Here is an 11,575-nt window from a genome sequence, read left to right on the forward strand (position 1 = left end):
GTGGAATGGTCGGTCGTTCAAAAACTTGTGATCTCCTTGGCGCTGGGCCTGCTGGTCGGCTTCCAGCGTGAATGGAGCGCGCCGCACGTCGCAGGTATCCGCACCTTCGCACTGGTCACGCTGTTCGGCACCGTGATGGGGCTGCTGCTCTCCTCGCTGGGAGAGTGGATCGTGATCGCAGGCGTGCTTGCTCTGACGTCGATGATCGTCGTCGTCAATGTCATGAAATCCGCCGGACGTCACGAGGTTCACGGGCTGACGACCCAGGTGGCCGCCTTGGTGATGTACGCCGTCGGTGTGACCGTCGCCATCGACCAGTTCGCGCTGGCGGTTCTGGTGGGCGCCGGCGTGGCGATGCTGTTGCACTGGAAACAACCGCTGCACGTGTTCGTCCAGCGGATCGGTGACAAGGACATCCGGGCGATCTTTCAATTGGTCCTGATCGGGCTGATCGTGCTGCCGGTCTTGCCCAACCGTGCGTTCGGCCCCTACGGCGTCTTGAACCCGTACGAAATCTGGTTGATGGTCGTGCTGATCTGCGGCATCAGCGTGGGCAGTTACCTGGCCCAAAAGTTTTTGGGGGCCAAAGCCGGCACCGTGCTGAGCGGGATCTTCGGCGGAATGATTTCCAGCACGGCAACCACCGTCAGCAACAGCCGCCACGCGAAGCGGTCACCGGAGGCATCGAATCTGGCCAGTTTGGTGATCATGATCGCTTCGACCATCGTGTTCGCCCGCGTGATTTTAGAAATCGCCGTCGTGGCCCCGGAGACGTTGCGCCTGCTGGTACCGCCGATCGCAACCCTGATGTTGATCATGGTCGTGATCTGCGGTGTGTTGTACTTCATCACGCGGAACAAGAATCGTGAGATCCCGTTACCCGAAGACCCGGCGGACCTGAAAGCCGCGATCTTGTTCGGCATCTTGTACGCCGCCGTGCTGTTCGCGGTCGCAATCGTCAAGGAGCACTTTGGTGACCGCACCCTGTACGGCGTCGCCGCGTTGTCGGGATTGACCGACATGGACGCCATCACGCTATCGACGGCGCGAATGATCAAGGCCGATCGGCTGGACGTCGACACGGGTTGGCGAATGATCTTGGTCGGCGGCATGTCCAACCTGGTCTTCAAAGGCTTTGCCGTGGCATTCCTGGGCAGCCGTCAGTTGCTCCGGCGGATTGCCGTGCTGTTCGGCCTCTCATTTCTCGGCGGCGTGCTGGTGTTGATCTTCTGGCCGTGATCGGGCTGGTGCTTGGCGGGCCGGCAGAGCCGGCAAGACATTGCGTTCCCAGGCGGGAGCCTGGGAACGAGGGGTACAACAAACCTTCCTGGTTCCAAGGCTCCCGCCTTGGAACTGACTGCAACACAGGCTCTGCCTGTCCACCAGCAAACAATGGCCGGCAGAGCCGGCAAGACAGTGCGTTCCCAGGCGGGAGCCTGGGAACGAGGGGTGCAACAAACCTTCCTGGTTCCAAGGCTCCCGCCTTGGAACCGGCTGCAACACAGGCTCCGCCTGCCCACCAGCAAACAACGACCGGAAGAGCCGGCAAGACAGTGCGTTCCCAGGCGGGAGCCTGGGAACGAGGGGTGCGGACTTTCTGTCCCCGAGCGAGCGCGCATGCCCAAGCGACGGCGAGCAGCGCAAATGCCAGACCCCCGGCAAGGCTCTGCAAGCGGGAACTGCCCAACCATCGGGCGGGAAGCCGGCTGACCGCGGCGCCGATCAACAACCCTGCCAGGAACCCCATCACGTGCGCCAACACGTCGGTGCGTTCGCCGCCGACGCCCGTCATCGCAAACAGCACCGTCCCTCCGATCAACGGGCTCCACCGCCGCCACCGGTGCTTGGGCGCCAAACTCCAGTACCGCATTGCGTGCGACACCAACAATCCGAGCGCCGCAAAGACCGCCGTCGACGCCCCGATCGACACGTGCTCGGCAGGCTGGGCCAACGCGTTGAGCCCATTGCCGATGGCCCCCGCGACCAGGATGGCGAGCCAAGCGACTCCGCCGCCCAGATTCCGGCCGGCCAGGAATCCGAAAATGGCACCGAATACCAAGTTCGACATCAGGTGCCGGGCATCCAAATGCAGCGTCAACGCCGTCACCGCCCGCCACCATTGACCGTTTCGCGTCAGTCCGGCGTGCATCTGACCGGCCAGAAACCAATCCCATCCGAATGCCCACTGGGCCGTTTGGAACGCGATCGCCGTGACGGTCGCCACGTACAACACCACACCGATCACGGAACCTCCGTACTGCGGAACCCGGGGCGTCACTTCCGCCGCTTCGGCCGCGTTCTCTTTTCGGTAGGCAGCCAGCTCGTCCGTCGCCGCGGCCCGGTCCTCGGCCGCCACAACCAGCCACCACGTCGCATCGTGATGGACGATCTCGGAGGGGATCCCGACGGAACTGAGTACCAAACGTGATTCCTGACAAGCCTGGCGGCGAGGCGTGCCAAATACAACAGCCGATCCCGCGGACGGTTCATACATCATGATTTCCCAGGCCGACGACCTTGGGCGTGAAAACGCGAAACGCTCGGGACTTAAAAAAACGAGACCGCTCGATCAACAACTCGACGGGCACCAGGACGGACGGCGGTTGGAGACCGGAGGCGATGAAACGGTCAGGCACGGTTCTGAGAAAACTTGCGAATCTTGGAACGCATCGACGACAATGTGGAAGGTTTCGGCGAAGTTTTCGCCCCACGAAGGCTCTTTTGCAATGCGCCCGCCACCAACGTCGGTCGTAACCCCGCCCGCGGACGTTTTCTCCGCCCGCCGCGCCCACCCTCGCGGATCAGAAGCCGCACGGAGATTGTGATGGAATCGAGCAGCCGTCTGAAACGTCCCCTGCTTTACGCCCTGATCGGCTCGGTGATTCTGGCGGCGCTGCTGGGAATCATTGTCGTGCTGCGCAACAATTGGGGTTGGTTCGAAGTCCGAGTGATTTTGACCACCCTGGTCGTGGCGGTGGCCAGCCTTTGCGGCTTGGCGTGTGACCTGTCTCGAACACCCGGCGGTCGAAACTGGCTGCCCCGTTCCGGATTGTTGCTGACACTGCTCGCGGCAATCTTGATCCTGGTGGGAATGTGGGTCGAGATCCACGCGATCGAGTTTTGGAAGTGCACCTGGATCGTTTCCATCTTCACCGTTGCAACGGTCCATGTTTGCCTGCTGTCGATTGCCAAATTGCCCAGCCGGTTTCGCTGGGTGTACTTCATCAGCTGGCAGATCATTTACGGATTGGCTGCCTTGCTGTCGGCCATCATCGTGTTTGAATTTGACTCCCAAGGCGTCTGGCAATTCGTCGCGGCCCATTCGATCGTCGTCGCAGCCATCTCATTCGTGATCCCCATCCTGCACCGCATCGGAAAGATGGATCCCAATCGAGGCGATTTGCTGATGCCCGTCGATGCCCGGAACGTCGATTCGATTGATCGCGAAATCGCGCGGCTGCAGGGACGAATCACCGAACTTCAGCGGATGCGCTCCGAGATCACCGGACCGCTCCCGGAGGAATCGCTGCCGGCATGAGCGGCCAAGCGAAGGTGCAGACCAGGTGATGCCACAGCGAGCGCGCCGTTGGTTGGATCAGGATCCATCCGACCGGGACCGATAACGCCGCTCGGTGTCTTCGGCGATCACGTCTTCCCAATTCAATGCGAGGTCGTCTTGTTTGGCGCGAATCATCGCCAACACTGCACGCTCGATATCGACACCTTGCAGGGCGGCCGATTCAATTTGCGCCGTGGTCAAGGGCAGCCCGGCTTGCGCCGCCATGATCTTGCAACGGACCACCTGCTCCAGGGGCGCTCGGCGAAACATCATCCCGACCAGTTCGGGTGCCGAAATCTGGGCGTTCGCTAAAAAGGCTTGCAACCAGAGACGGAACAGCCGCACGAAGAACAGGAACATCCCCAAAAGAACCAGCAGCAGACAGATCCCGAACAGGATCAAGCCCCACTTTATCGGGTTCGGTCCACCGACCGCGGCAAGCAACCCGACTGGGCAAACGGTCGGTTGATTCAGGTCCCAAGACATTTGCCCTCGTGCTCCCCGTTCATTGAAACTCGATCCGCCGTGCGCTCGTCGGGCGCGCCCACCACCTTCAGCTAGCGGTTCTTCCATTCTGCGTTTGTGACCACTCGCAACCTTCACCCTCCCGCTCACAAGGGTCGGAGGCGAGGAACGAGGCTCCGGGGAGGGTCAGAATCGGAAGCGAATGTTTAGAACGCATGACTTAACAACAACCCTCCCCGCGTCGTCGCACGCTCCTTCGCGACCCTCCCGCTCGCGGGAGGGTGAAGCCGAGAATGCATGACAGCCAAGCAACTGACCCACAGAAGCAGCACAGTCCTACTATTAGGCTACCCGATTTCGCGTCACGGCGTTCCAGGATCGCGGCACGATCCTCCGCAACAGACGCCAGCTTGCTGGCACGAAAAAATCGGCGGAAGCATCCGCCGCCGGCGCACAACGACCATCGGAACGACCATAATCAAGCCATCCCACCGGCCGGCTTGGCCGCCCGCTCTCGTTCTCCGCGTTCCCAATTCCCGCCCTTCCGCCAACCCACCGCCGTCTCACGGAGCCAGTGATGAATGTCGTCCGGAATGCGCATCGGCGCATGATCTTCGCCGTGTGCCTGTCCTGTTGTCTGATCGGCCTGTCGGGTCCGTCGCCTTCCAACGCAGCTGACGAATTGACCACGGTCTTCGGGGTTCCCAAGCAGCCGCTGATCGCGGCAACGGACCGATTGATCGAAGCGATGGAGTTTGCCGGCGCGCCGTTGGAAGAACAAACGCTGCGTGACCTGGCCGAAGCGCGGCGGAAGTCCGATCCCAAGGAAACCTCGCTGGAAATCCAGCGAATCCTGGATCCGCTGTGTCTGGCCGAAATCAACATCAATGCGGAAAGCCGCGTCAAAGTCGCAGAGGGACCGGTCAAGAAACAGCTTGTTCAATCGGGTTGGCGAGCTTTCCTGGTCAAGGTTCACAATGAAGCGGGCATCACGCCGGAGCTGGTCGTCAGCAGTCCACACGCCGCTCCGGTCTACCAGCAAGGACGCGGCGCCCGTCAGCGGCCGCGGACCGAGCAAGACCTGGTCGATGCGGACGAATCCGCCGAGCGTTGGCTGGATGTTTCCATGCTGAATCGGCGTCCACTAAAACCGCGGCTGAGCGGGCTGAGTCTGGAATACCGGATCGTCCTGCTGTACAGCCGCGACGCTGGCAAGCGTGAAGCCGAACTGGCATTCAACGTCGGGCAAGGCACCCAGGACATCGGATTCCGAAACAGCGTCTCCATCCTGTTCGATTGTCAGCCCGCCGTCGACGTGCGTTTGCGAATCAAAGACGTCGACGGCAGCGGCACCATGGCGTCGCTGATCATCAAGGACGATTTTGGTCGCGTGTACCCCAACCCGGCCAAGCGGTTGGCGCCCGACTTCTTCTTTCACGAACAGGTGTATCGCGCCGACGGTGAGTCGGTTTATCTGCCGCCGGGAGAATACCAGGTCACGGTCACGCGGGGTCCGGAGTATCGTCCCATTCAAACTTGGATCAGTGTCTCCGACGCCGGCGAAGACGAAGTCGAGTTTCAACTGGAGCGATGGATCCACGTCGCCGATCAACGATGGTTTTCCGGGGATCACCACGTGCACGCAGCCGGGTGTGCGCACTACGACAGCCCCACCGAAGGCGTCGGCCCCGAAGACATGATGCGGCACCTGCTGGGCGAGGACTTGAACGTCGGCTGTGTGCTCAGCTGGGGGCCGTGCTGGTACACGCAAAAGCAATTCTTCAACGGCCAGACGTCGGCGCTCTCAACCCCACAGCACTTGATGCGTTATGACGTCGAAGTCAGCGGCTTTCCGAGCTCCCACGCCGGCCACCTGTGTCTGTTGAATCTGTCCGAAGACGATTATCCCGGCACCGAAACACTGGAAGATTGGCCCAGTTGGACGCTTCCGGTCCTGCAATGGGGTCAGGAACAAGGGGGCGTGGTCGGGTACAGCCACAGCGGATGGGGGCTGGCCCTGCCGGATCGGATGCCGGACGGATCCCGACAATTCCCGGGAAGAAAATGGGGTGGCGCCGGATCGGAATGGAAAGGCCAGGCCGTGAAGAGTTTGCCGGATTATGCGATGCCCAAGTTTGATGGGATCGGCGCCAACGAATACATCGTTGCCACCGCCGCGGGCGTTTGTGATTTCATCTCCGCGGTCGACACACCGGCGATTTGGGAATTGAATATCTGGTACCACACGTTGAACTGTGGGATGACTTCCCGAATCAGCGGCGAAACTGATTTCCCCTGCATCTACGGCGATCGAGTGGGATTGGGGCGGATCTACGTGAAGCTGGACGAAGACGTTCCGCTGAACTACGAGAACTGGATCGCGGGGCTGAAAGACGGCCGCAGCTACTGTGGCGACGGCTTGAGTCACGTGTTGGATTTCACCGCCGGTGGTGTGGAAGTTGGCCAGCGTCAATCGCCCGATTCGCCGCCCAGCCGCCTGGACCTGGATCAACCCGAAACGATCGACGTCTCGTTCGATGTCGCCGCCCTGCTGAAGCCGGAACCGACCGATGAAACCGAACGGATTCGCAATCTGCGGCTGGATGAAAAACCCTATTGGCACTTGGAACGGTGCCGCATCGGTAACACTCGGACAGTCCCCGTGGAAGTCATTGTCAACGGCGAAGTCGTCGCGACGCGCGAGATCGAGGCGGACGGCAACATCAACCAGTTGTCGATCCCCGTGCAGATCGATCAATCCTCTTGGATCGCGGTTCGCATCCTGCCATCGGTCCACACCAATCCGATCTTCGTGCACGTCGCTGACCAGCCCATCCGGGCCAACGCCAAGAGCGCCCAATGGTGCATCGATGCGGTGCAAACGTGTTGGGAGTCCAAACAGGGGATGATCCGCGAGAGCGAACGCGACGCCGCCAAAGCCGCCTACGACCAGGCGACGGACCTGTATCGTTCCATCTTGGCTGAATGCCAACAACCCTAACGCAACCGGCATTCCGTGGCGTGGGCTCCGCACGTTCACATCCCAGTGACGGTGGCAAAACGATCATCCCGCAGGCCGGCCAAACGTCCCTTGACGCATTCAACACCGCGTCCATTCTCCACTTCCTCCCCCACCTTCCCCCACCTTCCCCCACGCCATGACCCGCTTCCTTTTTGTCTTGATTTGTTTGTGCTTCGTTGGTGTTTGCCGAGGCGATGGTCCAGCGGACAACGACGCGACTTCCGTCCGCCCGATCCCGCCACCGGGCATCGAACTTCCCAAGCAACAAGCCGAACATCTGCGTCAACGTTGCCTGTCGGTTCGCGAAGCCTGGTCCACTCAAGTGCAACAAGTGCACGACCGGGCGGGCCGGGGGAATCGATTCGAAAAAGCGGAAAACGAGCGACGGCTGGCAGCGTTGACCGATCTAGCCGCGGAAATCCTGGTGTTCCCGCGGGCGGTCGAACTGGCTCTGGAGTTCGACCAGTTCCATCACGAACGTGACATCGCGTCCGCCGACTTGCTGTTGGACTTGGCCGAAGAGCGCATCACGAAGGCTTCACAGCAGGCAAATTGGCGACACGTCGTCGGCCTGGACGCTGGGGACCAGCAGCAATTGGGTGACCAGCGGCAATTGATCGTCGGCGGCTACCGTTCCAAGATCGACGATTCGTTTCAACCCTACGCCCTGGTCGTTCCAGCCGGTTTTGGCGCATCCGATGTTCGTCCGCGGCGATTGGACCTGTGGTTTCACGGTCGCGGGGAGACGTTGAGCGAGGTCAATTTCCTGCAGGGCGGCCGCAACTCTGCCGGCCAATACACGCCCGAAGACACCTTTGTCCTGCATCCCTACGGACGCTACAGCAACGCATTCAAGTTCGCCGGGGAAATCGATGTGCTGGAGGCGTTGGACCATGTCGCCAGCCACCTTCCGGTGGATGCGTCGCGAATCAGTGCGCGCGGATTCTCGATGGGGGGCGCGGCCTGCTGGCAGTTCGCCACGCACTATGCCGATCGATTCTTCGCGGCCAATCCCGGCGCGGGATTTTCGGAGACCCCCGAGTTCTTGAAATCGTTTCAGGGCGAAGACCTGTCGCAAACCCCGGCTTACCAACGCACCCTGTGGCAGTGGTATGACTGCCCGCCCTGGGCACGCAACCTGATCCAGTGCCCCACGGTCGCCTACAGCGGAGAGATCGACCGCCAGAAGCAGGCCGCTGACGTGATGGAAGCGACGCTGGCCGATGAAGGCATCGATCTGATGCACATCATCGGTCCGCAAACGGCGCACAAAATCCACCCCGATTCCAAAGTTGAAATCGAACGCCGGATGAACCAATTGGCGCAAACGGCCGATGCCCGCTTTCCCACCACCGTGGACTTCACCACGACGATGTTGCGGTACCACAAGATGCACTGGGTGGACGTTCGTGGTTTGCAACAACACTGGAAACCGGCAACGGTGCGGGCGACGCTTTCCTCGGACGCCGCCGGCAGCCGAATCGCGGTGCAAACCAACAACGTGACCCACCTGACGTTGAATTTCCCCGCCGGGCAATGGAGCGGTGCGTTTCCGGGACGACCGGAGATCACGATCGACGGCGACACGATTTCCGGTGGCGCGGTCGGTTCGGATCGCTCCTGGAAAGTCCGACTGCAGTTGGACAGTGGCCACTGGGCGGTTGCCGACTCGAAAGACACTTCGTTGCGAAAACGCCCGGGGCTGCAGGGACCGATCGACGACGCCTTCATGGATTCGTTTCTGTTCGTCACGCCCACGGGGACCAGCAGCGACCGCGCCTTCGAAACATGGTGCCAATCCGAATTGAAGCACGCACAAACCCATTGGCGAAAACATTTCCGCGGCGACGTCCGCCAAGTCCGGGATGTCGATCTTTCGCCCCAGCAGATCGCGGAGAATCACCTGATTCTGTTTGGCGATGCCGAGAGCAACACCGTGCTGGCGTCGATCGCCGATCGGCTCCCGGTCCGTTGGAGCGACGATGCGATTCGCTTGGGCGATCAACAGGTTCCCAAAGCGGGACACGCGGTCGTCCTGATCTATCCCAACCCGCTGAACCCGGATCGCTACATCGTCCTGAACAGCGGATTCACGTTTCGTGAGTACGATTACCTGAACAACGCTCGACAGACGCCCAAGCTTCCCGATTGGGCGATCCTGGACATCACCCGGGGCGCGACTGCCAGGGACGCCGGCCAGGTCCGAAGTGCAGGATTCTTTGATGAGTCCTGGAAACCGTAGGATGTCGGACAGGTCGGATGCCGTCGTCGCCCGCGTGCTCTCGTCAGCGGCGCGGCACTCGCCGTCGGTCTGCGGGAACCCCTTGATATCGAGACCAATGCGATCGCTCAGAAACGAACTTCACCCTCCCACTTGGAGGTCGTGCAGCTTTCCGAGTACGGAGTTTTCTTTGACTCCAGTTGCAAAGCGACGACAGCTCCCTGCCGTCGGCGCAAGCGGACGGAAACGGCTGCCTAAAACACCAGCCGCGAAGCGGCGACAGCAATCCGCTTCAACGAGAGGTGGGACAACTCTCCCTCGCTGCGCTGGCCTCTGCTTGGAAAGAAGGGTGAAACGAAGTTGCGCGACGTTCCTGGCGAGAGGGTGAAGGTTGTTTGCGGCTACTGAGACAAGATGATCGCGGTGTAGGGCCCGATGCCGACGCCCCCTTCGAAGGACTGCTTGTCGCGCCAACCCGGATGTGCGTAGGCGGCGCCGCTGTGATGATTGCCAAAATCGGGACTGTAACCTTGCCAATCGCTGTTGAAGCGGACGTGCCAGGTGCCTTCGCGCGGAAACCCGATGCGGTAATCCGCGTAGGCGCGATTGGCAAAGTTCAACACGACCACGACATCATCCCCCGGGCCACCCTGATCCGATTCGTGACGTCGAAAGGCAATCACCTTGTCGGTCGGGTTGACGTGGAAGACGTCGGTATGGTGCCCACGAAGTCCGCGGGTGTTGTTAAACCAGTTGCGACGCAGATGCATCAGGTCCTGGTACAGATTGACAATTCCCGAGAAACGGTCTCGCTTGGTCCAATCCATCCGGCTGAACCCTGAGAACTGGATCCATTCCAGCATTTCCTGGCCTTGGAAAATCATCGGAATCCCGGGGCTTGTGAACACGACGGCGGCCCCCAGCGTCGACCGTTTCTTTGAATGCCAACTGTCGGCGTTTCCCGGCCAGATATGTTCCGGAAGCCGCTGCTTGCCATCGGCATCCCCTTCCAGGTCACCGGCCTCGTCATGACTTTCGGTGTAAATCACACGATGAAGGGCGTTTTCGTTGAATCGACGACCGATCATGGCAGCGACGGCACCGACGTCCCGGTCCTGGTCATTGACGGTCACCAGCGCAGCGCGCAACGTGTGATGAAACTTCGCGTCCCACTGGCAATCAAATCCGGCACCACCCTCCGAGGTCGATTGGGTGATCCGAGAATTATCTTGCATGTCTTCGGCGATTATCGGCTTCCAGGACTGCCGATGGTCGACTTCGTCGTTAATCCACCGCAACAGGTTCCAGCCCCACCCGCCCAAGTTGGTCGGATCATCTGCCGGAACGTCGTCGTAACACCGCGCGTTGCGAATGCCGGAAACCTTGTCCAACCGCAGGCCATCGATGCGGTATTCTTCCAACCACATCAGGGCGTTGTCGCGGATGAAGCGGCGCACTTCCTGGCGGCCGTAGTCGGGCCGACTGCCGACTTCCGTTTGGGCCCGCCAATCGTTGTAAAAGTAGATACCGCCCATTTCGTGGCCGTTGTCGTGTTGGAACCAGCCGTCGAACTGCCATAGGGAATGTTTTAAATCGCCGCCGCCGGAACTATCCCCACCAAAATGCTGGTACACGACGTCCAAGAACACCGCGATGCCCAAGCGATGCGCTTCATCGATCAAAGCTTTCAACGCATCCGGCCCGCCGTAGCTGTCCTCCAGGGCAAACACGTGCGTCGGGTTGTATCCCCAGGAATCATCCCCGGGAAACTCCTTTGAGGGCATCAGCTCGATCGCATTGATGCCTAGTTCCCGCAGATAGTTCAACGACTGGGCCAACGCGCGGAAAACCTGCTCCGACGGCACCGGTTGGGGCGGAAATGATTTGGCGTGCAATTCGTACACGACCAGTTCATTCCAGGGTGGCATGTCAAAGTCGTTGACTTGCCATTGGTACGACGATTTCCAGACCACACCGTTGCCGGCGGAGTGGGTCACATCCAGCGCGCGGGGATCGACCCGCCAGTGATTCAGGTCTCCGATCACGTACCGGTATTCATCTCCGACGACCACACCGGGGACATCGGCGGACCAATGCCCGCCGCCTTCGGGCGCAAGCGGTGTCGCAGTGGGGTCCCATCCGTTGAAGGTTCCCGCAACGCGAACCCAAGGTGCGTGGGGCGCCCAGACGCGGAACGTGGTTCCACCGGTGTAGGGAATCGCTCCCAGACCGGGTCGCAAAGACGGTTCAGACATGTTCAGCTCCGTTGAGAACCCGATCGAGCAGCGTGTCGTCGCGTCGCCCGATG

7 protein-coding genes are annotated in these 11,575 nt (G+C 60.8%); 4 read left to right on the forward strand and 3 right to left on the reverse strand.

Annotation, left to right across the window (positions count from 1 at the left end; translation table 11 throughout):
- Positions 1–1,239, forward strand: coding sequence for an MgtC/SapB family protein (locus FYK55_RS20380; RefSeq protein ID WP_150078302.1), 1,239 nt, complete (start codon positions 1–3; stop codon positions 1,237–1,239).
- Here the strand turns inward: FYK55_RS20380 and FYK55_RS20385 are convergent.
- On the reverse strand, positions 1,127–2,497 hold the full coding sequence (locus tag FYK55_RS20385; RefSeq protein ID WP_235908847.1) for a rhomboid family intramembrane serine protease: 1,371 nt from the start codon (positions 2,495–2,497) through the stop codon (positions 1,127–1,129). The two genes, FYK55_RS20380 and FYK55_RS20385, sit on opposite strands and share 113 nt — an antisense overlap.
- A gap of 327 nt (positions 2,498–2,824) precedes the next feature.
- Here FYK55_RS20385 and FYK55_RS20390 point away from each other — a divergent pair, with 327 nt between their 5' ends.
- Entirely contained in the window at positions 2,825–3,538 is a 714-nt protein-coding gene (locus tag FYK55_RS20390) for a hypothetical protein (protein WP_150078304.1), read from the forward strand.
- 57 nt (positions 3,539–3,595) lie between these two features.
- On the opposite strand, the gene FYK55_RS20395 is transcribed toward FYK55_RS20390, so the two are convergent.
- Positions 3,596–4,045 (reverse strand): flotillin-like FloA family protein, encoded by a 450-nt coding sequence (locus tag FYK55_RS20395; RefSeq protein WP_161604651.1) that lies wholly within the window; start codon positions 4,043–4,045, stop codon positions 3,596–3,598.
- A gap of 556 nt (positions 4,046–4,601) precedes the next feature.
- On the opposite strand from FYK55_RS20395, the gene FYK55_RS20400 reads away from it, so the two are divergent.
- Both FYK55_RS20400 and FYK55_RS20405 read left to right on the forward strand, forming a co-directional pair.
- Positions 4,602–7,025: a CehA/McbA family metallohydrolase gene (locus FYK55_RS20400; protein WP_201743757.1), complete on the forward strand. Its 2,424-nt coding sequence runs from the start codon at positions 4,602–4,604 to the stop codon at positions 7,023–7,025.
- A 157-nt stretch (positions 7,026–7,182) separates the two neighbouring features.
- A complete protein-coding gene (locus tag FYK55_RS20405; protein ID WP_150078306.1) occupies positions 7,183–9,288 on the forward strand; it encodes a prolyl oligopeptidase family serine peptidase in 2,106 nt (701 codons plus the stop codon).
- Positions 9,289–9,668: 380 nt separating this feature from the next.
- Here FYK55_RS20405 and FYK55_RS20410 read toward each other — a convergent pair whose 3' ends face one another.
- Entirely contained in the window at positions 9,669–11,522 is a 1,854-nt protein-coding gene (locus FYK55_RS20410; protein ID WP_150078307.1) for an alpha-amylase family glycosyl hydrolase, read from the reverse strand.
- Positions 11,523–11,575: the final 53 nt, after the last annotated feature.

It is taken from the genome of Roseiconus nitratireducens, from assembly GCF_008629675.1.
GTDB classification, from domain to species: domain Bacteria; phylum Planctomycetota; class Planctomycetia; order Pirellulales; family Pirellulaceae; genus Stieleria; species Stieleria nitratireducens.

Bases quoted from the DNA above. Each gene is read 5' to 3' on its own strand.
- FYK55_RS20405 (WP_150078306.1), top strand. From the start codon at position 7,183: ATGACCCGCTTCCTTTTTGTCTTGATTTGTTTGTGCTTCGTTGGTGTT.
- FYK55_RS20395 (WP_161604651.1), bottom strand. From the start codon at position 4,045: ATGTCTTGGGACCTGAATCAACCGACCGTTTGCCCAGTCGGGTTGCTT.
- FYK55_RS20390 (WP_150078304.1), top strand. From the start codon at position 2,825: ATGGAATCGAGCAGCCGTCTGAAACGTCCCCTGCTTTACGCCCTGATC.
- FYK55_RS20410 (WP_150078307.1), bottom strand. From the start codon at position 11,522: ATGTCTGAACCGTCTTTGCGACCCGGTCTGGGAGCGATTCCCTACACC.
- FYK55_RS20400 (WP_201743757.1), top strand. From the start codon at position 4,602: ATGAATGTCGTCCGGAATGCGCATCGGCGCATGATCTTCGCCGTGTGC.
- FYK55_RS20385 (WP_235908847.1), bottom strand. From the start codon at position 2,497: ATGATGTATGAACCGTCCGCGGGATCGGCTGTTGTATTTGGCACGCCT.